We start from the raw sequence: 25,785 nt of genomic DNA on the forward strand, positions 1-25,785 counted from the left end.
TTCTCTCGAGTGGGGTACTCGAGTACTTGCGGGGTGTTGAAAAAGGGGCGGGACCGGATCGGGGTCCGGAACCGCCGGAAGTGCTCAGGCTGGTCGCGGCCTGGCGCGCGTTACTGCGGGCACACGAACCGGACGGGGCCGGACGGTGTGTCGTATGCGGGCACGCGCGGCGATGGCTGTTCGGGCCGCGGCCAGCCGGGTACCGCACACGTTCCCGGAGACTTTTCGCCGGATGGCGGCCGATCGAACGGCGCCCGGCCGGTCTCTGCACGGTCTGGCAGATCGCCGTGGGGTACTTCGTCCGGAAGCTGCCGGACGGCGTCGCCTGAGGGCTTTGAGAGCCCGGAAAATCACCTGGGCTTCGAGCCGGAGGACCTACGACGCTTCGTGATGCCCTCGAAGGGGGAAGCGGAGGTCGTGAAGGCGCGCCTGAGCGTCATTGCCCGGCGCGCCCTCGTCACAGACGGGATCACCGGTGTGGTGAGGAAAGGTGATGCGGGGAAGAGCGAGGCTCGATCAGCCGACGCTCACGCCACGGGCGGCGAGCCACGGGCGCGGGTCGATCTTCTTCGTGCCGTTCTGCCACACCTCGAAGTGCAGGTGCGGGCCGGTGCTCTGGCCGCGGTTGCCGACCTCGGCGATCTCCTCGCCGCACTTGACCTTCTGGCCTTCGCGGACGGAGAACGAGTTCATGTGGCCGTAGACGTGGACGGTGCCGTCGGCGAGCTGGACCTTGACCCAGAGGCCGAAACCGCTGGCGGGGCCCGCTTCGATGACCGTGCCGTCGGAGGCAGCGACGATCGGCGTGCCGATCGGGGCCGCGAGGTCGATGCCGAGGTGGCTCGTGCCCCACCGGGCACCGAAGCCCGAGGTGAAGGTGCCCTTGGTCGGCATGCAGGTCTTGGGGCGCTTGGCCTCTTCTTCGGCCTTGCGGGCCGCTTCGGCCTCACGCTTCACGCGGGCCTGGGTGATGCTGTTGTTGTCCGAGAGCTTCTGGGCCTCGGCGGAGGCGTTCGTCGACTGGCTCGTCGGCAGCAGTTCGGGGGCGCCACCACCGGCTCCACCACCGAGGGCGAACGAGGCGCTCGCGTCCTGGGTGCTGGCCAGCGGGGTGACGGCGGCGTCGGAGGATTCCGAAACGGACTTCAGGGTCTGCCCGGCAGCGGCGGCCGCGAAGGCGCCGGCAGCGACGGCTGCGACCACGACACGGCCGCGAAGGGCCGAGGACGGGGGCGACAGGCGGTGCGAGCCCCGGACGCGAACGACCGCACCATCGAGTGCGTTCTCGAGCGCCGGGGAAGGAGCTTGGCCGCCGGGGGAGCGGTGTGAAGCCAAGACGGGGCCTTCCATAGTTCGGGGAGTCGGATCAAGAGCCCGGGCGGGGGATCCCGGTGAACGACCTCGGGGGTGGTTCGTTCGGTGCTCTCATTCGTGATCTGACTGTAATGGGGACCCCGGGACAGTAACGAAGCGGCACCCCGGTGAGCAAGATCTGACGGCGCTCTCGGCCGATCGGGCGACGGAGATCTGGCCGTTGTCCAGTGAGGATTACCCAAAGTTAAACCAGGTTTACTCACAACCGTGTGACTTGCGTTACAGGTTCGAGGGGCCGTTCGGGGGTACCGAGCGGCCGGGAAGGGGGCGAACGAGGGAAATAACCGGTTGCCCGACGGTGTTGAAGGGTCCTTACCCGGACTAGGCCGAGCCAGTCACGGCGAGGGAGGCCTTCGGTCACGCTGGTTCCCCTGCTGCCGGGCCCGGCCGGACTCGGCTTGCTAGCGTCGCCGTCGATGACTTCGCGCTCACGGCACCCTGGTGACGAATCCACCGGGCAAGCCGTCCCCGGGACCGCTTCCGCCGAACTTCTCCGGAGCGAACCGGGCGCCCGCCCGCGAGCGCTCGTGCTGTCGGCGGGGCTGGTGGCGGCCGGTGCGGTCGCGCTGGCCGCCGGCGCGCTGATGCCCGTCGTCCGGGGTGGTTCGGCCGGGTTCACCGCCGCTCCCTTGCTGGTCGTGCTGGCCTTGGCGCCCGCGGCGGCCGTGCTCTACGCACTGGTCTCCGGGCGCTCCGGGCTTACGGCGGGCCTGGTGCTCGGGCTCACCGCGCTCGCGCCCGGGCGGCTGCTGCTGGATCTGCAGCTGCTCGCGGACGGCTCCCTGGCCGCGCGTCCGGAGCTGTTCCTGGCCGACAGGCTGCTCGCGATGCCGCAGGCCGGGCCGGGACTGTGGCCGCTGGTGGCGGGGCACCTGCTCACCCTCGCGGCCGGGGCCTTCGCCGCCGGGGCCGCCCGCGACGAGGCGGAACTGGCGGGTGAACTCGACGGACGGCGCCGCTGGCGGTTGCTCGGGCCCGTGCTCGGTGTGGCGGGCGGGGTCGGTCTGCTGCTCGCGCCGTTCGGTTCGGGCAACGCGTACCTCCTGGCCAAGAACGCCTTCGAGGGCCCGACGGTCGCGATGGCCGGGTATCTGCTGCTCGCGGCCTTGCTTCCGCTGACAGTGCTCGTGGCCGTGAGCTCGCCCTCGGCCGGGGTCGGCAAGGGCGGCTTCGCGGGCGCGGGGCTGGCGGCGCTCGCGGTCGGTGTCCCGCCGGTGGTCGCGGGACTGGTCGTGGACCGGCTTTCGGTCGCGCCGGGTTCGGTGGTGGTGACCATCGCCGGTCTGGCGCTGGTCGGGCTGGCCTTCACGCGGTTCGACGTCGCGGAAGCGGACGAGACCGTCACCGGTGACCTGGCCGGCGAAGCCAGGCTGCCCGGGCTGTTCTGGTGGCGGCTCGCCACCGGAGGCCTGGCGTTGCTGGCCGCCGGTGCCGCGGCCGCGGGCGCGCTGGCCCCGGTGCTGAAGGCCAACGGTCCGACGCCGGCCCCCGAGACCCCCGTGCGCTGGCTGCTGCTCGGCGCCGCCGTCGTGCTCGCCGTGCCCGCGCTGTTCGTCTTCGTGCCGCGGCTCTCGGCGTTCGCCAGGGGAGTCGTCGCGGCCACGTGGGCGGGCGTCGTCCTCGCGGGCGCGGCGGTGCTGAGCGCGGCCTTGTCCGTGACCGAGGACAAGGCCGTCGACCCGGCGCTGTTCGGGGTCGACCTGCCGGTGCCGTTGCCGGACAAGGTCGGCTACTCGGCGGGCGCCGGGGTCACCTGGACGTTCATCGCGCTCGTGCTGGCCGCGCTCGCCGCGCTCGCCGCGGTGATCACCGGCGTCGTGGAACGCGACGACTCCGATGAAGAGACCGACGAAACGCGCGTGAGCGGGACCGTGCTCACCCCGGTCGTCGCTGCCGCGGTGCTGGCGATCGCCGCGTTCGGCACCCCGGTGTTCGGCGCGCCCGGCTACACCGCCCCGGGACTGTGGTCGAACTTCGGCGCGGCGTCGTGGGGCCTGCTCAGCGCGCTGGCCGTCGTTCTCGGTCTGTACGCGCTCGTCCCGCGTTCCCGCCCGGTCGCCGCGGCGTCCGCACTGGCCGGGGCCGCGCTGGTGCTCGGCCTGCGCGCGGCGGAACTGCCGCTCGTCGGCGCGGAGTACGAGGGCTCGTCGGCAGGGGTGGGGTTCTGGCTCGCGCTGGGCGGCGCCGTCGTCACCCTCGTCGCGGCCGGCATGGCCGTCGCGGGTTCACGGCGGGCCGGATGACCCGTCATCTTCTTCGGGTCGTGCTGGCCGAGTTCGGTGTCGAGGAAGGTTCGGCGGTCGCGCTCGGCAGGTCGCTGCGCGACGAAGGCGTCGAGGTCGTCTACGCCGGACGTCTCGACACCGTCGAACAACTCGTCAGGACGGTCGAACAGGAGGATCCGGACATCCTCGGGATCCTGCGTGGCGCGAGCGAACCGGAAGGGCTCGCTGAAACACTCCCGGGCGTTCTGCTCTTCGCGGTCGGTAACGGGCCGAGCGGGTTCGACAACGCCTTCGAAAGCCAGGAAGACGCGGCGAACTGGGTCTCCGGTGTGCGGTCTCACACCGTGGAAACACCGTCTGACCGCGTACGGTGACCGACTTCACCAGGTGCGGAGTCCCCTGCTTCTGCGCAGGTCGCTAACCTCGACTGGTCCGACAGCGCGGTCCGGCAACGGACCACCACAGTGGCGTGTCGTCAGGAGACTGGAGTAGTGGACCTCTACGAGTACCAGGCGAGGGATCTCTTCGCCGCCCACGGAGTACCGGTTCTGCCGGGTGCCGTGGCAAACACCCCCGAAGAAGCCAAGGCCACCGCCGAGAAGATCGGCAACCAGGTCGTCATCAAGGCGCAGGTCAAGACCGGCGGCCGCGGCAAGGCCGGCGGCGTCAAGCTGGCCCAGACGCCGGACGAGGCCGCGGAAAAGGCCGAGGCGATCCTCGGTCTCGACATCAAGGGCCACATCACGCGTCGCGTGCTGGTGGCCGAAGCCTCGGACATCGCCGAGGAGTACTACTTCTCCTTCCTGCTGGACCGTGCGAACCGCACCTTCCTCGCGATGGCTTCGGCCGAAGGTGGCGTGGAGATCGAGCAGCTGGCCGTCGAGCGCCCCGAAGCGCTCGCGAAGATCCCGGTCGACGCGATCGCCGGTGTCGACAAGGCGAAGGCCGTCGAGATCCTGACCGCGGGCAAGTTCCCGGAGAAGGTCGTCGACGAGGCCGCCGACGTCGTCGTGAAGCTCTGGGAGACCTTCGTCTCCGAGGACGCGACCCTGGTCGAGGTCAACCCGCTGGTCCGTGACCCGCAGGACAAGATCATCGCCCTCGACGGCAAGGTCACCCTCGACGAGAACGCCTCGTTCCGTCAGCCGAGCCACGAGGCCCTGGTCGACAAGGACGCGGAGAACCCGCTCGAGGCGAAGGCCAAGGCCAAGGACCTCAACTACGTCAAGCTCGACGGCGAGGTCGGCATCATCGGCAACGGCGCGGGCCTCGTGATGTCCACGCTGGACGTCGTGGCCTACGCGGGCGAGAAGCACGGCGGCGTCAAGCCCGCCAACTTCCTCGACATCGGCGGCGGCGCTTCGGCCGAGGTCATGGCGGCCGGTCTGGACGTCATCCTCAACGACACCGACGTGAAGAGCGTCTTCGTCAACGTCTTCGGTGGCATCACCGCTTGCGACGCGGTCGCGAACGGCATCGTCGAGGCGCTGAAGATCCTGGGCGACGAGGCCACCAAGCCGCTCGTCGTGCGGCTGGACGGCAACAACGTCGTCGAGGGACGTCAGATCCTTGCCGACGCGAACCACCCGCTGGTCACCGTGGTGGACACAATGGACAACGCGGCCGACAAGGCCGCCGAGCTCGCCGCGGCAGGTGCGTGAGATGTCGATCTTCATCAACGAGAACAGCAAGGTCATCGTCCAGGGGCTCACCGGCTCCGAGGGCATGAAGCACGCGACCAAGATGCTGAAGTCCGGCACGAACATCGTGGGTGGCGTCAACGCCCGCAAGGCCGGTCAGACCGTCTCCATCGAGGGCAAGGACCTCACCGTGTTCGGCACGGTCGAGGAGGCCATCAAGGAGACCGGCGCCGACGTTTCGGTCATCTTCGTGCCGCCGAAGTTCGCCAAGGACGCGGTCATCGAGGCGATCGACGCCGAGATCCCGCTCGCCGTGGTGATCACCGAGGGCATCCCGGTGCACGACTCCGCCTACTTCTGGGCGCACGCCGTCGCGACCGGCAACAAGACCCGCATCATCGGGCCGAACTGCCCCGGCGTGATCAGCCCCGGCAAGTCGAACGCCGGCATCATCCCGGCCGACATCACCGGCGCGGGCCCGATCGGCCTCGTGTCGAAGTCGGGCACGCTGACCTACCAGATGATGTACGAGCTGCGTGACATCGGTTTCTCGACCGGTGTCGGCATCGGCGGCGACCCGGTCATCGGCACGACGCACATCGACGCCCTCGAGGCGTTCGAGGCCGACCCCGAGACCAAGGTCATCGTGATGATCGGCGAGATCGGCGGCGACGCCGAAGAGCGCGCCGCGGCCTACATCAAGGACAACGTGACGAAGCCGGTCGTCGGCTACGTCGCCGGCTTCACCGCGCCCGAGGGCAAGACCATGGGCCACGCCGGCGCCATCGTCTCCGGCTCCTCCGGCACGGCCGCCGCGAAGAAGGAGGCCCTCGAGGCCGCCGGCGTCAAGGTCGGGAAGACCCCGAGCGAGACCGCCGTCCTGGCGCGCGAGCTGTACAACAGCCTCTGATCCTTCGGAGACTGAGCTTTCCCCGGCGGGCCGGGCACCACCTGGTGCCCGGCCCGCCTCTTTTCGCCCCGGATCGCGTTTAGCCCGCGAAACGCACGTCCGCGGTCGACCTGCGGTTCGCGGGCTAAACGCGATCCGACGGTCGGGAAGGGGTTCCGCCGGGAACCTGATCGGGTGTACAGACGTCTCAGAGCCCGAGGCGTGGGGTGTCCGCGTGTGCGCTAGCGTTCGAGCATCACAGCCGCCTCGTTTGTCCCGGGAGTCCCGCGCGCCCCGGGGTGCCGGTCGAACGACAGGAGAGCATTCGGATGTCCTATCCCAGCGGTGGGCCCGGCTACCCCCAGCAGGGTGGCGGCCAGCAACACCCCAACCCCGCCTCGGGGGCCTTCCCGCAGCAGCAGGCGCCGTCACCGGCCGCCCCGCTGAACCTGGCGTTGCTGCTCGCGCTCGCCGTCACCGTCCTCGGCCTGGTGCAGTTCTTCATCGGTTTCTCCGACGAGGCCGATGCCGCCGGACAGATCTCGGTCTTCCTCCTGGTCAGCGGTCTGCTCGCGGCCCTGCACGCGCTGCCGCGTGGCCCGAAGACGCTGCCGTTCGCCGCGTTGTTCAGCGTCATCGGCGCCTTCGGCGCGCTGGACCTGGTCATCGGCTACGGGAGCGGCCGTGAGGACGTCTCGGTCCCGGGCATCCTCACCGTGGTGCTGATCCTCGGCATCCTGCAGATGCTGGTCGCGGTCGCCGCGCTGCTCTTCGAACACGACGTCATCAAGCTGCCCGCCGCGAAGCCGCAGCAGCAGGCGCCGCAGGCCCCGTACAGCCAGCAGTTCCCGCAGCAGGGCCCGCAGGGTCCGTTCGGCCAGCAGGGTCAGCAGGGCCCGGCCGCCACGCAGGTCCAGCCGTTCCCCGGCGCGGGCCAGCAGGGGCAGCAACCGGGCGAGCAGTCCGGTCCGTTTTCGCAGCCGGGCGGATTCCAGCCGCCCGTGACGCAGCCGCCGGGCCAGCAGGCCACGACGTACGCGCCGCAGCAGGGCCAGTTCTTCCAGCAGCCGCCGTCCTCGTCGTCGGAGTCGGGTCAGAACCCGGGCACGCCGCCCGGCGGTTTCGGCCAGCAGAGCTGACCTGCCGAACGCGAAAGCACCCGCTGTGACTCTCCGTGTCACAGCGGGTGCTTTTCTTTTCCGGGGTACCCGACCGGGTGGGTTGGGCCACGTGCCCCGACCGGCGGCGGCGTGCCTCACCCGGACGGCCCAGTCCGGATGTCATGGTGCGGTTCATGAAGCTGCTCACCCGCGACGAACGCCCGCCGGGCGAAGAGCCGGTGAGCGACCTCGTCCCCGAGCTGGAGGTCTCCAGGGCGAAGCGGGTTCGTGTGTTGCTCGCCGCCGCCTGCGCGCCCCTGCTCTTCTCCTTTACCGCCATCGCGGCCGTGCTCGCGGTGGTCTCGTTCGCCGCCGACCGGACCCGGTTCTCCGCCACCGGTGCCCTGCTCGCCGCCGGCCCCGGCTGGCTCGCCTCGTGGCAGGTGGAACTCGACCTCGGCGGTCATCCACTCGGCGTGCTGCCGCTGCTGCCGACGCTCGCCGTCGGCTGGCTCGTGGCGAGGGCGGCCGCGCGCGCCGCCCGCCGCGTCGGCGGCCGGACCCCCGCCGACGCCGTCCCGGTGGTGACGGTGATCGCCGGGGCGCACGCGCTGTTCGGCGTGCTGATCGCCCTGGCGACCGGTGGGTCGCCGATCGACGTGAACCCGCTGACCGCTTTCTGCGTGCCGGGCCTCCTCGCGGGGCTCGCCGCCGTCGCCGGAGTCGCCAAGGTCTGCGGGCTTCCGGCCGTGGTCCGGGACCGGTTCGACCCGGTGGCCGTCCACGGCCTGCGGGCGGGCGCACTCGGCCTCGCCGCGCTCATCGCCTGCGGCGCCGTGGTGTTCACCGCGGCCACCGCGCTGTCGTGGTCCACTGTGGACAGTCTGTTCGAGCCGGGCTTCGGTGCGAGCTTCGGCCTGTTCGTGCTCTCCGTGGCCTACCTGCCGAACGCGGTCGTCGCCGCGCTGTCGTTCACCACCGGGCCCGGTTTCTCGGTCGGCTCGCTGACCGTCGGCATGTTCGGCTACCAGGAAGGACAGGTGCCCGGGGTGCCGGTGCTGGCGGGGATCCCGTCGCACCACGCCGTCTGGTGGCCCGCGTTGCTGCTCCTGCCCGCGCTGGTCGGTGCGCTGGTCGGCTGGCGGATCCGCGCGATCGACGAGGATCCGATGCTGCGGATGCGGGCGGTCGCCGTCGCGGGCGCGCTGGTCGCCTTCGGCTGCGTCATCCTCGGGACCGTCTCCGGCGGCAGGCTCGGCGACGGGCCGTTCGACCCGGTCAGCGTGCCGGTCGGCGTCGCGTCCGTGATCGCCTTCTGCTGGATCGTCGTCCCCGGCGGGTTCGTCGCGTTCTTCGCCGGACCGCACGAGGCCCCCGCGTCGCCGGGTGAACCCGACGTCGAAGAGATCGCCGAAGTCGAGGAAGAACCGGCTGAGGAACCCGAGGCGGAAGCACTCGAAGACGCGGCGCTCGACGAAGAGGCCGAAGCGGAACTCGCCGCGGAGCTGGGCGAGGAAACCGACGAGGTCCCGGCGGAATCGGAGCCCGAAACCGAGCCCGAGCAGGACGATGTCGTCGACGGTGCCGATGATGACGCTGTGACCGAGTCCACCGACGGGTCCGGCGACGAAAGCGCCCCCGGCGACGACCGTTAGGGTTGTCGCGACCAGGTGAAGCGCCGTACGCCCGAGTGCGTACCGCCGTGGCAAGGAGCCCGTTCTGGCTAGTCGGTTGGACCTGCCCACTCCGGTGAAGCTCGTCGTCCTCGCGTCCGGTTCCGGCACGCTGCTGCAAGCCGTGCTCGACGCCGTCGAAAAGCCGAACTTCCCGGCGAAGGTGGTCGCCGTCGGGGCGGACCGCACCGGGGTCGCGGCGCTGACCAGGGCCGAACGCGCCGGCGTGCCGTCGTTCACCGTCCGGATGGCCGACCATCCGGACCGCGCGGCGTGGGACAAGGCGATCACCGAAGCCGTCGCCGCCTACCAGCCGGACCTGGTCGTCTCCGCGGGGTTCATGAAGATCCTCGGCGCCGAATTCCTCGCGCGGTTCCCCGGCCGCGTGATCAACACGCATCCGGCCCTGCTGCCGTCGTTCCCCGGCGCGCACGCCGTGGCCGACGCGCTGGCGATGGCCGTCAAGGTCACCGGGTCGACGGTCCATTTCGTCGACGCCGGGGTCGACACCGGGCCGATCATCGCGCAGGAGCCGGTGATCGTGGAGCCCGACGACGACGAGAACGTCCTGCACGAGCGGATCAAGGCCGTGGAACGCAGGCTCCTGGTGGAAACGATCGAGAAACTCGGCCGGAGCGGGTGCTCGGTCGAGGGACGAAAGGTGAGGTTTTCGTGAGTACCGCACAGGGACAGCGTCCCGTCCGGCGCGCGCTGATCGGCGTCTCGGACAAGGCCGGCCTGCTCGAACTCGCCACCGGGCTGCACGCGGCGGGTGTCGAGATCGTGTCGACCGGCGGCACGGCGAAGGTCATCGCGAACGCCGGGGTGCCGGTGACGCCCGTCGAAGAGGTCACCGGGTTCCCCGAGTCCCTCGACGGCCGGGTCAAGACGCTCCACCCGCGCGTGCACGCCGGTCTGCTGGCCGACCGTGACCGCCCGGAGCACGTCGAGCAGCTCAAGCAGCTCGACATCGCGCCGTTCGACCTGCTCGTGGTCAACCTGTACCCGTTCACGCAGACCGTCGCCTCGGGTGCGAGCCCGGAGGACTGTGTCGAGAACATCGACATCGGCGGTCCGGCGATGGTGCGTGCCGCGGCGAAGAACCACAACAGCGTCGCCGTCGTGGTCGACCCGTCCCGCTACGAGTGGGTGCTGGAGCGCGTCGCGGCGGGCGGTTTCGAACTGGCCGACCGCAAGCGGCTCGCCGCGCAGGCCTACGCGCACACGGCGGCGTACGACACCGCCGTCGCCGCGTGGTTCGCCAACGTCTACGCGCCCGCGGACGACTCCGGCTTCCCGGACTTCACCGGCGCTTCGTGGGAGCGCGGCGACGTGCTGCGCTACGGCGAGAACCCGCACCAGAAGGCCGCGCTGTACAAGCACTGGCGGCCCGGCCTCGCGCACGCGGAACAGCTGCACGGCAAGGCCATGTCGTACAACAACTACGTCGACACCGACGCCGCGCGCCGCGCCGCCTACGACTTCGACGCCCCGGCCGTCGCGATCATCAAGCACGCCAACCCGTGCGGGATCGCGGTCGGCGAGGACATCGCCGAGGCGCACCGGAAGGCGCACGCGTGCGACCCGGTTTCGGCCTACGGCGGGGTGATCGCGACCAACCGGCCGGTGAGCCGTGAGGCCGCCGAGCAGATCTCCGAGGTGTTCACCGAGGTCGTCCTGGCGCCGGACTTCGACGCCGAGGCGCTCGAGATCCTGCAGCGCAAGAAGAACGTGCGGCTGCTGAAGCTGCCCGCGATCACGTCGCCGGATCCGATCGAGTTCCGGCCGATCTCGGGCGGCATGCTGGTGCAGACCGTCGACACGATCGCCGCCGAGGGCGACGACCCGGCGAACTGGACCTTGGCGACCGGCGCGCCCGCCGACGAGCGGACGCTGGCCGACCTCGAGTTCGCGTGGCGTTCGCTGCGCGCGGTGAAGTCGAACGCGATCCTGCTGGCGAACGACGGCGCGACCGTCGGCGTCGGCATGGGCCAGGTCAACCGGGTCGACTCTTCGCGTCTCGCGGTCTCGCGGGCCGGGGATCGGGCGAAGGGCTCCGTCGCCGCTTCGGACGCCTTCTTCCCGTTCCCGGACGGGCTCGAGGTCCTGCTGGAGGCCGGCGTCCGCGCCGTCGTCCAGCCGGGCGGCTCGATCCGCGACGCCGAGGTCATCGCCGCCGCCGAGGCCGCCGGGGTCACCCTGTACCTCACCGGCACGCGGCACTTCGCCCACTGACCCGACCTGCGTTTAGCGGGCTAAACGCGATCCGTGCGCGGACCTGCGTTTAGCCCCCTAATCGCGATCCGTGGGGGTTCGCGGGCGTTCCCGGTGCCCGGGTCCTGGGGTTCGTGCCATGCTGGCCCCGGATCGCGATTAGCCCGCGAAACGCAGGTCCGGGCGCGTGTCGCCTTTAGCGGGCTAAACGCGACGCGGACGTAAGTGAGTCGCCAGGGGAGGATCGGTGCACCAGCCGCCGCAGGGGTACGGCCAGGGGCCGGGTTACGGCCCGCCGCCTGGGCAGGGAGGGCAGCCGGGCTACGGACAGCAGCCGGGTTACGGCCAGCCCGCCGGTCCCGGATACGGTCCGCCGCCCGGCTATGGCCCGCCCGGCTACGGGCAGCCGCCCAAGAAGAAAAAGACCGGGCTGATCGTCGGCGTGATCGTGGGCGTCGTGGTCCTTCTCGGGCTGGGCATCCCCGGCGCCATCTTCGGGTCGGAGTACTACTCCTCGGTCGGCAAGGCGCCAGTGTCGCAGCAGCCGCCCGCCGAGTGCGCAGTCTCCCCGGAGCTGCTGAACAAGACGTTCACCACCAGCTTCCAGGGCGTCCGCGACAACGAGATCAAAGCGGGCGAGATCGTCACCAAGCAGCAGGGCTGTTCCTGGCTGCCGCCGGAGAGCGACAACGTCCACGACCGCGCCCTCCAGGTCATGGTGTACCGCCACGAGGGCCCGGACGCCGAGAAGCGCGCGGCCGAGTCGTCCACCGGATCGGCCGCGCCGTCCGAGCGCCAGCAGCAGGTGCAGGGCATCGGGGAGAAGGCGGTCCTCGTCTCCCTCGACACCGACAGCGCCTTCAGCGGCGCCGAGCTGCGGGTCATCCAGGGCGTGTACGTCGTCCTCGTCACCTACAAGGGCTGGGACAAAGGGTTCTTCACGAACTCGCCGATCCCGCCCGCGGAGTCCGCTGAAGTGGCGAAATCCGTGGGCGCCGAACTCGTGAAGAACCTGCCCCGCTAGGCGTACAGGCCGTTCAACCAGGTTGTCCACGCCTTCGCGGCTTTGTCCGCGTCGGCGTCTTCGGCGAACAGGTGGTGCCCGATGCCCACAGGCCAGCCCCAGACGTTCCGGCCGTAGAAGCGGTACAGCGCGTCTTCGGTCCGGACGCCGATGAAGGCCGGCGTCAGGTAGTCGACGACACCTTCGACGTCGGCGACTTCGAGATGCACTCGGTCGCCTACGGCCTTCGCGCCTAGAGCCGCCTTCACGGTCTCGAACGCCTCCGGAGCCTTCGACGCGTCGGGCGCGTCGGCCTTGAAGTACTTCGCCTGACGCCGGTTGAAGTGCGTCAGGTACTCGCCCAGCGAGTGGTGGTAGAACGCCGTGTGCTGCTCGCACGCGTCGTATTCGACGTCCCAGTCGTCGAGGACGGTGGTGTGCTCGTAGCGCAGGTACGTGCCTCCGTCTTTCGGTTCGAGGACGTATTCGAGCGTGTTGAACCAGCCGGTCTCGTCTTCCGCGTACGTGACGAAGCGCCGCGACGGCTTCCAGACGGTCACCATGCCGCCGTTGGGGGTGAGGCCGGACTCGGCGCCGCCGTCGTGGGGTTCGTACTGGATCGGCCAGAGCCAGCCGCCGCTGGCGGTGGTGATCGCGGCCCAGGTGTCGGCGGGGGTGGTGGGCATGAAGCCCTCGAAGCGGACCTCGGATTCCTTCGCCATGACTGTCCTCTCTCTTGTGTCTTCATGAGAGCGACGCCTGGCCAGGGGCGCTTTCGACAACCGGATCGCATTTAGCTCGCTACGACTACCGCCGGGAAGTGATCAGCCTTCGGTGGGGCCGCCTCCTCAGAGGCGTTCGATGCGGTCGGCCTGCGGGCCCCGGTCGCTCTGACGCACCGTGTACCGGACCCGGTCACCCTTCTGCAGCGGCTCCGATCCCATGATCACGGACACGTGGGCGAAGAGATCGTCGCCGCCTGCGTCCGGGGTGATGAAGCCGAAGCCGCGGTCGGCGTCGTAGCGCGCGACGACGCCCTCGCCGCCTCGTACGGGCACGTCCCGCGCAGCCGGCCCCGCGGCCGCGGCAGGCGCCGACCGCTGCGGCGCCGTCTGGGGCTCGGTGCCCCGGACCAGGTGCACGTCGCGGGCCTGCGGGCCCTTGTCTCCACTGGTCACCTCGTAGGCGACGCGGTCGCCCTCCGCGAGCCACGTCAGCCCCTCGGCCAGGGCCCGGGCGTGAACGAAGACGTCCCCTGCGCCGGAGTCGGGGTTGATGAAACCGAAGCCCTTGTCCTCGTCGTACCAGGCCACCGTGCCGTCGGCACCGTCCGCGATACCGGCCGCGGCGGGTGAGCCGGCCCCTGCTCCCAGCGGGATCACGTGCCCGGCCTGCGGTCCGCGCTCGCCTTCGACGATCAGGAAGGCCACCCGCTGCCCCTCGGTGACCACGCCGCCGGTCACGATGGCGGAGCTGTGCACGAAGATGTCGGCGCCGCCGCCGTCCGGCGACGCGAAGCCGTACCCCTTGCCCGGCTCGTACCAGTTGACGGTGCCGAGCAGGCCCACGGCGCTGCCGGTGGCCGCATCGGCGGTGACGCGAACGCGCAGCGCCTGGGGCCCGCGGTCGTTCTCGCCGACCTCGAACACGACGGCCTGACCCTCGCGGAGCATCTTCGCGCCGCCGTCCCCGACGATCTCGGAGGCGTGCACGAACACGTCCGGCGAGCCGTCCTCGGGCGCGAGGAAGCCGAAACCCCGTTCGGCGTCGAACCAACGGACGGTCCCTTGCGGCATAAAAGGCTCCAGGTCGAGAGGGCGGGTACTGGCCCTCAGTCTCTCTGACGGACCTCCGGTCCGTCGGGCCGGGCCCACAGGCGGGCGGTGCGGAGCCAAGGGGCGGGCCGTTGGTTCACGCCGAGTTCCGAGACCAGGCCTATAGGTGAAGTGACGCAGGTCACATTTCGGGATGTCGAAGTGCGGCGGACAGCGGCGTCCCCGGGGTGTCCGCGAAGACGGCGAACCCGAGGAGAGAGACATGCGGCAGAGCACGATCGACGAGATCCTGAACCGCCCGTACAGCCAGGAGCTCCTGGCCCGTGACATGGCCCGGCTGGCCTACACCGCGTCCGACGGCACGCCGCGGGCGATCCCGATCAGCATCCACTGGAACGGCAAGGAGATCGTCATGTGCACCTCGACGAACGCGCCGAAGCTGCACTCGCTGCGCCGCAACCCGGCCGTCGCGCTGACGATCGACACCGAATCGCACCCGCCGAAGGTCCTGCTCCTGCGCGGCACCGTCGAGCTGGACCACGTCGACGGCATCCCCGACGAGTACATGCAGTGGAACGGCACCTACGAGATGACGCCGGAGCAGCGGGCCGAATGGGAAGAGAAGGTGAAATCGCTCTACGAGAGCATGGTCCGCATCGTGATGACCCCGACCTGGGTCAAGCTCATCGACTTCGAGGAAACACTGCCCACCGCCGTCGAAGAGCTCATCCGCCGTCAGAGCGCCTGAAAGGAGCGATCATGAAGCTGGAACACATCGGTGCCGTCGTCCACGATCTCGAAGCGGCCAAGGCGTTCTTCCTCGCGCTCGGTCTCGAATTGGAAGGCGAGGCGTCGCTCGAAGGCGACACGGTCGATCGCATCACCGGGTTGAAAGGGGTCCGGACGGATATCGCCGTGCTGCGGCCGCCGGATGGCCACGGCGGAGTGGAGCTGATCAAGTACCACACGCCGGAAGGGCCGGAAGGTGATCCGCACGCGCCGATGAACACGCCCGGTATCAGTCACTTCGTGTTCTCGGTGGAGGACATCGACGCGACCCTCGAGCGGTTGCGGCCGCACGGCGCCACGCTCGTCGGCGAGCTGGTGCGCTACGAGGACAGCTACCGGCTCTGCTACGTCCGCGGCCCGGAGGGGATCGTCGTCGAGCTGGCGGAAGCGCTCGTACGCCGAGAAGCGTAGGCGAGAAGCCGCGTCTCGACGGATTCCCGCGACGCCCCGCGCTGCCAGCATTTCCGCCATGACACTGACAGGAATCCTGGCCGCCGCGCTGATCGTCACCGGTGCGCCCGCCATCGGCACGGACGACGTCCACGTGCACACCGGAACGATCGACGGTGCCCGGTACCGGGTCGAGGTGCCGTCGAACTGGAACGGCAAGTTGTTGCTGTACAACCACGGGATCTATCCGCCGGGCTACGTTCCCGAGGAGATCGAGCTCGCCAACCGGGCGGAGGCGAAACCCGTTCTCCTCGGCGACGGGTACGCGTTGGCCGCGTCGCTCTACAGCAAGCCGAACGGCTTCTCGGCCCGCGAAGCCGTTCACGATCAGACGGCACTGCTGTCCTGGTTCGACCACAACGTCGGCCGCCCGGAGCAGGTGCTCACCTGGGGAGCTTCCGGCGGTGGGCTCAACGCGGTCCTGCTGTCCGAGCGGCTCCCGCACCGGATCGACGGCGCGCTGGCGATGTGCGGTCCCGTCGCGGGTGGTTCCGCGTTGTTCGGCCAGTCGCTCGATCTGGGGTTCACGGTCCGGACGCTGCTGGCGCCCGAGCTGGAGATCGTCCGCATCGCCGACCCGGGGGCGAATCTCGCGAAAGCCCATCAGGTGATCGCGAAGGCGCTGGAATCACCCGATGGACGGGCGCGGCTCGCTCTCGCCAACGCGTTCGCCGACGTCCCCGGCTGGTCGACGGCGCATCATCCCCGTTCCGCCGATGTCGCCGAGCAGATCCGTCAGCAGACGAAGTTCGTCCAGGCGGTCTACGACCAGCTGGCCTGGGGTGCGCACCGGGCCGATCTGGAGACGCAGGCCGGCGGGAATCCGACCGGGAACACCGGAGTGGATTACCGCGGCCTGCTCGCCCGGTCCAGTGAACGCGGCCTCGTGAACCAGGCCTACCGTGACGCAGGCCTGGACCTCGACGCCGACTTGGCGCGGCTCGCGACCGCGCCCCGGGTCGAGGCCGACAAGGCCGCCGCCCGATGGCTCGGCCGCGTCGGGACACCGACGGGGCGCGGCCGTCAGCCCGTCGTCACGCTGCATCCGATCGGGGACGGCGTCGCCCCCGAACACGAGCGGACCTACGGCGACCGCGTCGATCCCGGCCGGATCCGGCAGCTGTTCGTGAATCGGGGCGGGCACTGCCAGCACACCGCCGCGGAAGAACTGACGGCGTTGCGCGTGCTGCGGGACCGCGTCGAAACCGGTCGCTGGCCTTCGACGTCACCGGAACGCTTGAACGCCGAGGCGAACCGGTTCGGCCCGGAGTTCCGCTTCCTCTACGACTGGCTGCACGCTGAGCCGGGGACCGCCGCACCCGCTTTCCGGCGGTATCACCCGGATCCGCTTCCCCGTGCCGTCTGAGGTCGGCCGGCTCTCGTGAGCGGCAAGGACGGTTCTGACCGTCCTTGCCGCTCACGAGGCTTCATTCGCCGTGGTAGCGCAGGCCGGTGCGCTTCAGGACGACCCAGCGTTCACCGGGCCGGTCCGCCACGACCGGATACCACCGCGGCGCGACCGCGTCGGTCAGTTCGCCACCTCGTTCGATGAGGGAACTCACCGCCGGTTCACCCACCACGATGAGCGCGGACCAGTCGACGTGCGCCAGCAGGTCGTCCTCGGTGACGCCGAACCGCTCCTCCAGAACCATGACCAGGTCGTGCCCGCTGTCCGGACCGGACTGGACTTCGCTGACGTCAGGCACTTCTTCAACGATTACGGGTTCGACCTGATCGAGGTCGTAGTCGTCTTCATCTTCTTCGTCGTCTTCGCGTTCTTCGGACCAGACGTGGTGATCGAGCCGCGAGATGCTGTTGCTCAGGTCGAAGGCCTGTTCGTCGGTCATGCACAGCGTCACGGTCTGCCCGTCGGTCAACGTGAACGTCAGTTCGGCCTCCGGGTAACCGCTGGTGCCGGGCTCCGCCTCGACCATGCCCGCCACGGTCCCGGCCAGCGCCGTGGGCGCAGGGCTCGTGTGCCAGTCCAGCGACGGCAGGTTCGCGGCCATCTCCAGCACGCAGGTCGCGGCGGTCCAGAACGCGTCCTTGTCCCGGAAGTCCTTGCGGCTGCTGGTCAGTGTCCGGCCGCCGCCCAGCGGCTCGGTGCGGGCGTCCACCCGGCCCCGCCCGGTCCCGTTCTCCCACATCGCGGTGACCGTGACCCGGTTGGCCAGGCGTTTGCGGTAGTTCTCGATATGGCCTTCCCTGGCGAGTTCCCAGCCGTTCACCGTCTCGGGCCAAGCGTCGTCCACTGCGGTTTTCCTTTCCTGACGGGAAGACCCCCGGTCTCGGACGTGACAGGTCCGGTGATCGTTCCGGCTCGCTTGACAACCGCTGCGCCACCCGGTCTACTGGAGTCATCGAACAAGCGTTCGAAGTGCCGCCTTCCCCGTGGCACGCCGGTGCCGTCCACAAAGGACGGTCTAGGTGTCGTGGGGAGGCGAGGTCCGGTGACAGCGGAGGTGGTCGAGGCACGGGCCTTGCCGTTGGCGAGGCTGGCGGCTTTGCCAGGAGTGAGCACGGCCAGTGGCGTGGCTTCCGCGGCCGAACACGCGAGGACGACGGGAAGGGTGCTCCCGGTGTCCCCGGCGTTGTCCGGTCTGCTGCCCGCCGCGGGGCTCCGGCGCGGGAGCACCGTTTCGGTGCTGGGGTCCACGTCACTGATGCTCACCCTGCTGGCCGCCGCGACCGCCGGCGGTGCGTGGGCGGTCGCGGTCGGCCTGCCCACGCTCGGGGTGGTCGCCGCCGCGGAACTCGGGGTCGAGGTGGGCAGGCTGGCGCTGGTCCCCCGTCCCGGTGCCGAGTTCCCGGCGGTGACCGCGGCCTTGCTGGACGGTTTCGATCTCGTGGTCGTCGGCCCGGGGCTCGCCCGGCCCGACGTGGCGAGAAGGCTGTCCGCCCGCGCGCGCAACCGTGGTTCGGTGCTGCTTTCGCTGGGTTCCTGGCCCGGTGCGGAAGTCGAGCTGAGCTGTCGTCGTTCGCGCTGGACGGGTTTCACCGGCGGCGGTGCGGGTTATCTGCGCGCTCGTGAGGTGGAAGTGCGGGCGGGCGGCCGGGGTGCGGCCGCCCGGCCGATGTCGGCCTTGCTGCGCTTTCCCGGCGAGGGTGAGGTCGAGCGGGCCGAGTTCCCCACGACCAAGTGGGGCACGGCATGAACCCGCCGGTGCGCATGCTCGTCCTGTGGTGCCCGGACTGGCCCGCGGTCGCCGCCGCGGCCGTCGCGGGCGAACCCGTCGGCCGCCCGGCCGCGGTCTTCTCGGCGAACCGCGTGGTCGCCTGCACCGCGGTGGCCAGGGGATATGGCGTCCGCCGCGGGATGCGGCGGCGCGAGGCTCAGTCCTGTTGTCCGGAACTGGCGGTCTTCGGGGAGGACGAAGGTCGCGACGCCCGGCTCTTCGAATCCGTCGCACGGGCGGTGGAAGAGCTGGCCGTCGGGGTCGAGGTGGTCCGCCCGGGGATCGTCGCCGTCCCGGTCGACGGCGCGGCCGGTTACTTCGGCGGTGAGCACGGCCTCCTCGAAAGACTGGTGGACGAGGTGTCGGTGGCGGCGGGAGTGGAGAGCCAGGTCGGCGTGGCCGACGGCCTGTTCGCCGCGACGCTCGCCGCCCGCCGTTCGACGCTGGTCGAACCCGGTGGGACGGCGGAATTCCTGGCCCCGCTGCCCATCCGCGAACTCGACCAGCCCGAGGCGGGCCGCGCCGAGCTGGTCACCTTGCTCAAGCAGCTCGGTCTGCAGACGCTGGGTGCCTTCGCGGCGCTCGGTGAAAGTGATGTCTCCGCGAGGTTCGGAATGGAGGGGGTGCTCGCGCATCGGTTGGCACGAGGACGGTCCGAACGTCCGCCGTCGCGCCGCCGTCCGCCACCGGAACTCTCGCTCGCGAAGGCGTTCGATCCGCCGATCGACCGGGTCGACGCCGCCGCGTTCGTGGCGAAAGGGCTCGGCGAACGCTTCCATGCCGGGCTCGCCGCGTACGGGCTGGCCTGCACCCGGCTCGGCATCTACGCCACCACCGAGACCGGCGAGCAGCTCGGCCGGGTGTGGCGTTGCGCCGAACCGCTGACGCCGCTCGGCGTCGCGGACAGGGTGCGCTGGCAGTTCGAAGGCTGGCTGAAAGCCAAAGATCGCCCCCATTCCGGGGTCGTACGGCTGCGGCTGGAGCCGGAGGAGACGGTCGAAGGCCGGTCGCTGCAGCTCGGGTTGTGGCAGGCGGGTGCGGCGGGGGTGCTGCGGCCGTCCACCGAGGACGAGGACCTGTCCGGCGAGCGCGCCGGTCGCGCCCTGGTGCGGGTGCAGGGATTGCTAGGCCCGGAGAGCGTCTTCACCGCGGTGCTCGACGGCGGCCACGGCCCCGCCGAGCGGGCCCGGCTGGTTCCGTGGGGTGACAGGCGGGAGAAGACGGCGCAGGCGGACGCGAACTGGGCCGGGAGGCTCCCGTCGCCTTCCCCGGCGACGGTGTTCGTCCGGCCGGTGCCCGCCCAGGTGCTGGACGAAAGCGGGCGCGTCGTGGAGATCACCGCGCGGCGCCGGGTCACCGCCGCGCCGTGTTTCGTGAGCTTCGAGGGCGGTGAGCCGCGCGAGGTTCTCGCTTGGGCGGGGCCGTGGTTCGTCGGTGTCCGGGCCGGCGCGGGCCATGCCCGGTCGGGGACGCGGATGCGGTTGCAGGTGCTGCTGGCCGACGGGCAGGACGCCGAGGAAGCGGTGTTGCTCCGCTTCGAGCATCACAAGAATCCGATGTGGACACTGGAAGGGAAGTACGACTGAACATGGACGAGGAGTACACGCGGCTGGTGCGGCGATGGCTGGAGGAGCCGGCCATCCCGGTGCAACGTGCGGAACTGGAAACGGCCTGGGCGGCGTGCGTTCCGCGCGCGGAAGTGTTCGTCCCCGCGCCGAGAAGCTCGACCGAGAACCGGTGACCGATGGGCTGGAACAATCCTCCGCGGCCGTGGAAGGACCTCGCCCGCGAGCTCGCGGGCGAGGTGTCACCGCCCGGCGACGGCGGTGACAGCCCCGCGTGGAGCGCCAAGCGGCAGGGCTACCAGCGGCCCGCGGATCTGGCCGGGCTGATCGGTGACGACGACGGCGCCACCGCGCGCCGGGTGCCGTACGCCGAACTGCACTGCCATTCGAACTTCAGCTTCCTCGACGGCGCGAGCCATCCCGAGGAACTGGTGGAGGAAGCCGCGCGGCTGGGCCTGGACGCGATCGCGCTCACCGATCACGACGGCATGTACGGCGTGGTGCGTTTCGCCGAAGCGGCGAGGGAACTGGGCGTGCACACCGTTTTCGGCACGGAGCTCAGTTTCGGGTTGTCCGGCCCGCAGAACGGGTTCGCCGATCCCGAGGGCGAGCATCTGCTCCTGCTGGCCAAGCAAAAGGACGGTTATCTGAGCCTGAACCGGGCGATCACCGCCGGTCAGCTGCACGGCTTCGACCGGCGGTCGTTGTCCCCCAAGGAAAGGGCGGAGAAGGGCAGGCCGGTCTACGATCTGCGCGCGGTCGCCGAAGAGGTGCGCGGGAAGTGCGTCGTGCTCACCGGCTGCCGCAAGGGCGCGGTGCGCAAGGCACTCGTCACCGAAGGCCCTGCTGCGGCCGTCGTGCGGTTGAAGGAACTCATCGACTGCTTCGGCCGGGAAAACGTCTATGTCGAACTCATCGACCACAGCCTTCCCTTGGACAGCACGCACAACGACCTGCTGAGCGAGATGGCCGACGAGTTCGGCCTGCCGACGGTGGCGACCACGGCCGCGCACTACGCCCGGCCGGAGCGGGCGCCACTCGCCGACGCGCTCAGTGCCATTCGCGCCCGGCGGGGGCTGGAGGACATGGAGGGCTGGCTGCCCGCCGCGGGGACGGCGTTCCTGCGGTCGGGGGAGGAGATGGCCGAGATCTTCGCGCGGTATCCGGGCGCGGTGCAGCGGGCGGCGCTGCTCGGGCGGGAGTGTGCGTTCGAACTCCACCACATCGAACCGAAGCTGCCGCCGTTCGAGGTACCGGAGGGACACACCGAAGCGTCCTACCTCCGGGAACTCACTTACGAGGGCGCGAAGGAGCACGAGAAGAACAAAGACGCCGAGTACCGCGAGAAGGCCCGGAAGCTGATCGAGCACGAACTGGACATCATCGAAGAACTGGGTTTCCCCGGCTACTTCCTGATCGTCTGGGACATCGTGCGGTTCTGCCGGGAGAGCGACATCCTCTGTCAGGGCCGGGGATCGGCCGCGAACTCGGCGGTCTGTTACGCGCTCGGCATCACCAAGGTCGACGCCGTGCGCTACGGCCTGCTCTTCGAACGGTTCCTCGCCCCGGAACGCGACGGCTACCCGGACATCGACCTCGACATCGAATCCGATCGCCGCGAGGAGGCGATCCAGTACGTCTACCGGAAATACGGGCGGCTGAACACCGCGCAGGTGGCGAACGTGATCACCTACCGGGCGCGGTCCGCGGTCCGGGACGCGGCGCGGGCGCTGGGGTACTCGCCCGGCCAGCAGGATGCGTGGAGCAAGCAGATCGACCGCTGGGGTGCGTTGCGGGCCACGGAGAAGGACCACGATCACGACATCCCGGAAGAGGTCGTGGAGCTGGCTTGCGCGCTCGAAGACTTCCCCCGGCATCTGGGCATCCATTCCGGCGGCATGGTGATCTGCGAACAGCCGGTGAGCGAGGTGGTCCCGATCGAATGGGCCCGTATGGAGAATCGCAGTGTCGTGCAGTGGGAGAAGGACGACTGCGCCGCCGCCGGACTGGTCAAATTCGACCTGCTCGGGCTCGGAATGTTGTCGGCCCTGCACTATATGATCGATCTGGTTCGTGACCACAAAGGGGAAGAGGTCGACATCTCCGAATTGGATCTCAAGGATCAGAACATCTACGAAATGCTCTGCCGTGCCGACGCGATCGGCGTCTTCCAGGTGGAGAGCCGCGCGCAGCTGGCCACGCTGCCCCGCTTGCGCCCCAAGAAGTTCTACGATCTGGCGGTCGAGGTCGCGCTCATCCGGCCCGGCCCGATCCAGGGTGGTTCGGTGCATCCCTACATCCGGCGCAAGAACGGCCAGGAGAAATGGGATTTCGACCATCCGAAGCTGGCCAACGCGCTGGGGAAGACGCTCGGCGTCCCGTTGTTCCAGGAACAGATGATGCAGATCGCCCTCGATATCGCCGATTTCACCCCGGCGGAGGCGGATCAGCTGCGCCACGCCATGGGTGCCAAACGTTCCGAACACCGGATGGAAAGGCTCAAACGACGTTTTCTCGAAGGTGCCGCGAGGAACGACGTCGACGGGGAGCTGGCGGAGAAGATCTTCGGCAAGCTCAAGGCTTTCGCGAATTTCGGCTTCCCGGAGAGCCACGCGCTGAGTTTCGCCCTGCTGGTGTTCGCGAGTTCGTACTTCAAGTACTACCACCCGGACGCGTTCCTGGCGGGGTTGCTGCGTGCGCAACCGATGGGGTTCTACTCACCGCAGTCGCTGGTCGCCGACGCGCGGCGGCACGGAGTGCGGGTGCTCGGCCCGGACATCAACGCGAGCCTTCCGCACGCGACGCTGGAACCCTTGCCGGACGGGGGAGAACTGCTCGCCGTACGCGGCGGTCTGTCCACCGTGCGGATGATCGGCGAGAATCTGGCGCGGAAGATCGTCGAGGAGCGGGACCGCGACGGCCAGTTCGCGGATCTGGCGGAGGTCGCCCGGCGGGTACGGCTGACCAAACCGCAGGTCGAGGCGCTGGCCGCGGCCGGAGCGTTCGGTTGTTTCGGCGAGAGCAGGCGGAGCGCGCTCTGGGCGGCGGGCGCGGTCGCCGACGAAAGCCTGGAGAAGCTGCCGGGGCTGATCACCGGGGCCAAAGCGCCGATGCTGCCGGGGATGGACGAAATCGACATCGCGGCCGCGGACGTCTGGGCCACCGGGGTGTCACCGGACAGCTTCCCGACCCAGTTCATCCGGGAACACCTCGACGAACTCGGTGTCGTCACCGCGGCGGGCCTGCGCGAGATCCCGCACGGCGCCGAGGTGCTGACCGGGGGCGCCGTGACCCATCGCCAGCGGCCGGCGACCGCGGGCGGTGTCACCTTCATGAACCTCGAAGACGAAACGGGGATGATCAACGTCATCTGCACGATGGGCGTGTGGCAGCGCTATCACCGGGTCGCCCGCGGCAGTCCCGCGCTGCTGATCCGAGGCGTGGTCGAGCGCACCGGTGAGGTGGTGAACGTCCTCGCCGAACAGATCCGGCATCTGCCGTTGCGGATCACCGCCAAGTCCCGTGACTTCCGCTGAACCCTCTTGACGATCACTCGGGGGGTGTGCTGAAGTTGCGCCAGCGTCGCAGTGCACCCGGCAAAGAGACCGTCGCGGGCATGGAGGCGCCGGACCATGGGAAATCATGGAAACCCCTTCTCGGACGAACGGCCGGTTGACGGCGTTCGGAAATCAACTCGTTCAGGTTCACAACTGGCTGCGTAAAGAGCTGGCCTTGCTGCACGACGACCTCGGGTCGGTCGCTGAGGGGCGTGCCGAGCGGTTACGCGATCTCAGGGCGCATTGCCTCACCTTCTGCTCGGCACTCACGAGGCATCACACCGGCGAGGACGGTGGCGCTTTCCTTGTGCTGGCGGACAAATTCCCCGAATTGCGCCCTTCGCTCGAAGAGCTCGCGCACGACCACGGGGTGATGACCGGGATCATCGAACGGCTCGAAGAGCTGGTCGCCGGGGTCGGCCCCGGGTCGAGTCAGGACGAGATCCTTGACGTCCAACGGGAACTGGACGGCCTCACGGCGATCATGGAGACGCATTTCCGCTACGAAGAGAAGCGGATCGTCGAGGTGCTCAACTCGCTGGACATGCCGGAGTGGCAGGAGTCGCAGCCGCCTTTCCTGCTGAAGGCGCATTAGGACACGATCTGTCCTATACGGGTTCTAGCGTTCTTCTCATCGCTTACGACGACGAGGAGAACTCCGATGAGCAACCCGATTCCCGACGGCTACCACTCGGTCACCCCGTGGATCATCTCGCGTGACACCGCGGGCGTGATCGACTTCCTCAAGCGCGTCTTCGACGCCGAGCCGATCGGTGAACCGGTGTACGTCGAGGGCGGGAAGATCGGGCACGCGGAGGTCCGGATCGGCGACTCGGTCGTCATGTTGTTCGACGCGAAGGACGACTGGGTCGACACTCCGGCTTACCTGAGGCTCTACGTCGAGGACAGCGTGGAGACGCAGCGCCGGGCGGTCGAGGCGGGCGCCGAAGAAGTGACGAGGCAGACCGAACTCTTCTTCGGCGACCGTGTCGGCCGGGTCCGGGACCCGTTCGGCAACCTGTGGTGGATCCAGACCCGGCTGGTCGATCTCGACTACCCGGAGATGGAGCGACGGATGAACGATCCGAAGTTCATCGAGGCCATGCGGTACGTCTCCGGCTCGAAGATCATCCCCAGCCGCTGAAATCGGTAGGGTGGTGACAGCGACGCGGAGGTGAGCCGGTGGATCGCCACCCACTCCGGGGCAACCCCGGGGAGTACGAAGTCAGCGAAACAAGGCGCCCCGCGCGAGCGCGGCATGCTCCGCGTGCGAGTCCGCGCGGATGACAGGAGAAAGAGTCACCTCCGCGTCGCTCCTCGAACCCCTGCCGCCGGTTTGGCGGTTCCAGGTGGCTCGCTGGACGACCGTCGACGAGTGCGCCGCCGCGCTCGACCTGACGCCCGGCGAACTCTCGTGGTTCGCCGACGCGAAGGGCTGGAACAGGCGCGCCGCCGAGCCGGTCCGGCACTACACCTACCGGTGGATCCCGACCGCTTCGGGCGGCGTGCGGCTCATCGAGCGGCCGAAACCGCGGCTCCCCGAACTACAGCGCCGGATCGTGCGGCACGTCGTCGACGCGCTGCCGGTGCACGAGGCCGCGTACGGGTTCCGGCGCGGGCGTTCGCCGCTGTCGTGCGCCGCGCCGCACGCAGGCCGGGAGACCGTGGTCAGGATGGACCTCGAAGGGTTCTTCCCGGCGGTGTCCGCGCGCCGGATCTCGGCGTTGCTCGCCCTCGCCGGCTACCCGCCCGCGGTGGCGGAGGCGCTGGCGGGCGTGCTCACCACGGCCGTTCCGCCCGATGTCCTCGCCACCGTGCCCGGCGGACGGCGGGACCCGGCGCGAACGCGGCTGTTGAGCAACCTGGCGGCCACGCATCTGCCGCAGGGCGCGCCGTCCTCGCCCTCGGTCGCGAACGCGGTCACGCATCATCTGGACCGCCGGCTCGACGGGCTCGCACGCGTGCTGGGCGCGACGTACACGCGGTACGCCGACGATCTGGCGTTCTCCGGGGATTCCCTGCCACTGCACCGGTTGCTGCCCGGTGTCCGGCGGATCGTGACCGACGAGGGCTTCCGGCTCCGGGACGACAAGACGTCGATCGCCGGCGCGCACCAGCGGCAACGGGTCGCGGGCCTGGTGGTCAACAGCGCGCCCGCCGCGACGCGTGCCGACTACGACGCACTGCGTGCCCTGCTCCACAACTGCGTCCGAACCGGCCCGGAAGCGCAGAACCGGGGCGGGCATCCGGACTTCCGTGCCCATCTGCTCGGCCGGATCGGCTGGATCGCGGCGTCTTCGCAGGCACGGGCGGCGAAGCTGCGCGCGATGTTCGGCAGGATCACCTGGGGTTGAG

General features: G+C 69.8%; 24 protein-coding genes. 20 read left to right on the forward strand and 4 right to left on the reverse strand.

Annotated features, from left to right (window positions below):
- Positions 1–80: 80 nt before the first annotated feature.
- Complete coding sequence (locus tag AMK34_RS28100; protein ID WP_038519615.1) at positions 81–329, forward strand: hypothetical protein; 249 nt, start codon at positions 81–83, stop codon at positions 327–329.
- 187 nt (positions 330–516) lie between these two features.
- Here AMK34_RS28100 and AMK34_RS28105 read toward each other — a convergent pair whose 3' ends face one another.
- The gene (locus AMK34_RS28105) at positions 517–1,203 is read right to left on the reverse strand and encodes a M23 family metallopeptidase (RefSeq protein ID WP_038519612.1); all 687 of its coding nucleotides are present in this window, start codon (positions 1,201–1,203) and stop codon (positions 517–519) included.
- A gap of 587 nt (positions 1,204–1,790) precedes the next feature.
- Here AMK34_RS28105 and AMK34_RS28110 point away from each other — a divergent pair.
- From AMK34_RS28110 to AMK34_RS28150, 9 genes are all read left to right on the forward strand, one after another.
- A complete protein-coding gene (locus tag AMK34_RS28110; RefSeq protein ID WP_073847365.1) occupies positions 1,791–3,617 on the forward strand; it encodes a hypothetical protein in 1,827 nt (608 codons plus the stop codon).
- On the forward strand, positions 3,614–3,973 hold the full coding sequence (locus tag AMK34_RS28115) for a hypothetical protein (protein ID WP_073847366.1): 360 nt from the start codon (positions 3,614–3,616) through the stop codon (positions 3,971–3,973). The genes AMK34_RS28110 and AMK34_RS28115 overlap by 4 nt, the downstream gene beginning before the upstream one ends.
- A gap of 117 nt (positions 3,974–4,090) precedes the next feature.
- On the forward strand, positions 4,091–5,260 hold the full coding sequence (gene sucC, locus AMK34_RS28120; RefSeq protein ID WP_073847367.1) for an ADP-forming succinate--CoA ligase subunit beta: 1,170 nt from the start codon (positions 4,091–4,093) through the stop codon (positions 5,258–5,260).
- Between the two features lies 1 nt (position 5,261).
- Entirely contained in the window at positions 5,262–6,149 is an 888-nt protein-coding gene (gene sucD / locus AMK34_RS28125) for a succinate--CoA ligase subunit alpha (protein ID WP_005165134.1), read from the forward strand.
- Positions 6,150–6,457: 308 nt separating this feature from the next.
- Entirely contained in the window at positions 6,458–7,267 is an 810-nt protein-coding gene (locus tag AMK34_RS28130; protein ID WP_038519602.1) for a DUF5336 domain-containing protein, read from the forward strand.
- 143 nt (positions 7,268–7,410) lie between these two features.
- The gene (locus tag AMK34_RS28135) at positions 7,411–8,883 is read left to right on the forward strand and encodes a cell division protein PerM (protein ID WP_073847368.1); all 1,473 of its coding nucleotides are present in this window, start codon (positions 7,411–7,413) and stop codon (positions 8,881–8,883) included.
- A 76-nt stretch (positions 8,884–8,959) separates the two neighbouring features.
- Entirely contained in the window at positions 8,960–9,577 is a 618-nt protein-coding gene (purN, locus tag AMK34_RS28140; RefSeq protein WP_037332511.1) for a phosphoribosylglycinamide formyltransferase, read from the forward strand.
- Complete coding sequence (gene purH, locus AMK34_RS28145; RefSeq protein ID WP_016331202.1) at positions 9,574–11,136, forward strand: bifunctional phosphoribosylaminoimidazolecarboxamide formyltransferase/IMP cyclohydrolase; 1,563 nt, start codon at positions 9,574–9,576, stop codon at positions 11,134–11,136. The genes purN and purH overlap by 4 nt, the downstream gene beginning before the upstream one ends.
- Positions 11,137–11,362: 226 nt before the next feature.
- Positions 11,363–12,139, forward strand: coding sequence for a hypothetical protein (locus AMK34_RS28150; RefSeq protein WP_038519591.1), 777 nt, complete (start codon positions 11,363–11,365; stop codon positions 12,137–12,139).
- Here the strand turns inward: AMK34_RS28150 and AMK34_RS28155 are convergent.
- Both AMK34_RS28155 and AMK34_RS43785 read right to left on the reverse strand, forming a co-directional pair.
- Positions 12,136–12,840 (reverse strand): hypothetical protein, encoded by a 705-nt coding sequence (locus tag AMK34_RS28155; protein ID WP_073847369.1) that lies wholly within the window; start codon positions 12,838–12,840, stop codon positions 12,136–12,138. The genes AMK34_RS28150 and AMK34_RS28155 overlap by 4 nt on opposite strands.
- A 126-nt stretch (positions 12,841–12,966) precedes the next feature.
- On the reverse strand, positions 12,967–13,914 hold the full coding sequence (locus AMK34_RS43785; protein ID WP_073847370.1) for a cold-shock protein: 948 nt from the start codon (positions 13,912–13,914) through the stop codon (positions 12,967–12,969).
- A gap of 241 nt (positions 13,915–14,155) precedes the next feature.
- Here AMK34_RS43785 and AMK34_RS28165 point away from each other — a divergent pair, with 241 nt between their 5' ends.
- The 3 genes from AMK34_RS28165 to AMK34_RS28175 are packed head-to-tail and all read left to right on the forward strand — an operon-like array spanning position 14,156 to position 16,498.
- Positions 14,156–14,641, forward strand: a complete 486-nt coding sequence (locus tag AMK34_RS28165; protein WP_073847371.1) for a pyridoxamine 5'-phosphate oxidase family protein — start codon at positions 14,156–14,158, stop codon at positions 14,639–14,641.
- Positions 14,642–14,652: 11 nt separating this feature from the next.
- Positions 14,653–15,093, forward strand: a complete 441-nt coding sequence (locus AMK34_RS28170; protein ID WP_073847372.1) for a VOC family protein — start codon at positions 14,653–14,655, stop codon at positions 15,091–15,093.
- A 58-nt stretch (positions 15,094–15,151) separates the two neighbouring features.
- Complete coding sequence (locus AMK34_RS28175; protein WP_073847373.1) at positions 15,152–16,498, forward strand: hypothetical protein; 1,347 nt, start codon at positions 15,152–15,154, stop codon at positions 16,496–16,498.
- Between the two features lie 61 nt (positions 16,499–16,559).
- Here the strand turns inward: AMK34_RS28175 and AMK34_RS28180 are convergent, their stop codons facing one another.
- The gene (locus AMK34_RS28180) at positions 16,560–17,384 is read right to left on the reverse strand and encodes a hypothetical protein (RefSeq protein ID WP_038519576.1); all 825 of its coding nucleotides are present in this window, start codon (positions 17,382–17,384) and stop codon (positions 16,560–16,562) included.
- A gap of 228 nt (positions 17,385–17,612) precedes the next feature.
- Here AMK34_RS28180 and AMK34_RS28185 point away from each other — a divergent pair, with 228 nt between their 5' ends.
- From AMK34_RS28185 to AMK34_RS28210, 7 genes are all read left to right on the forward strand, one after another.
- Entirely contained in the window at positions 17,613–18,287 is a 675-nt protein-coding gene (locus AMK34_RS28185; protein WP_198941774.1) for a hypothetical protein, read from the forward strand.
- A complete protein-coding gene (locus tag AMK34_RS28190) occupies positions 18,284–19,894 on the forward strand; it encodes a DNA polymerase Y family protein (RefSeq protein WP_241832881.1) in 1,611 nt (536 codons plus the stop codon). The genes AMK34_RS28185 and AMK34_RS28190 overlap by 4 nt, the downstream gene beginning before the upstream one ends.
- A gap of 2 nt (positions 19,895–19,896) precedes the next feature.
- Positions 19,897–20,049, forward strand: a complete 153-nt coding sequence (locus tag AMK34_RS43280) for a hypothetical protein (protein WP_167551727.1) — start codon at positions 19,897–19,899, stop codon at positions 20,047–20,049.
- A gap of 3 nt (positions 20,050–20,052) precedes the next feature.
- Entirely contained in the window at positions 20,053–23,409 is a 3,357-nt protein-coding gene (locus AMK34_RS28195) for an error-prone DNA polymerase (protein ID WP_073847375.1), read from the forward strand.
- A gap of 106 nt (positions 23,410–23,515) precedes the next feature.
- Positions 23,516–24,025: a hemerythrin domain-containing protein gene (locus AMK34_RS28200; RefSeq protein WP_073847376.1), complete on the forward strand. Its 510-nt coding sequence runs from the start codon at positions 23,516–23,518 to the stop codon at positions 24,023–24,025.
- Positions 24,026–24,091: 66 nt separating this feature from the next.
- Positions 24,092–24,574, forward strand: coding sequence for a VOC family protein (locus AMK34_RS28205; RefSeq protein WP_038519570.1), 483 nt, complete (start codon positions 24,092–24,094; stop codon positions 24,572–24,574).
- Between the two features lie 139 nt (positions 24,575–24,713).
- Positions 24,714–25,784, forward strand: a complete 1,071-nt coding sequence (locus AMK34_RS28210) for a reverse transcriptase family protein (RefSeq protein ID WP_073847377.1) — start codon at positions 24,714–24,716, stop codon at positions 25,782–25,784.
- The last annotated feature ends 1 nt before the right edge of the window (position 25,785 follow it).

This window comes from Amycolatopsis sp. CB00013, from assembly GCF_001905755.1.
GTDB lineage: Bacteria > Actinomycetota > Actinomycetes > Mycobacteriales > Pseudonocardiaceae > Amycolatopsis > Amycolatopsis japonica.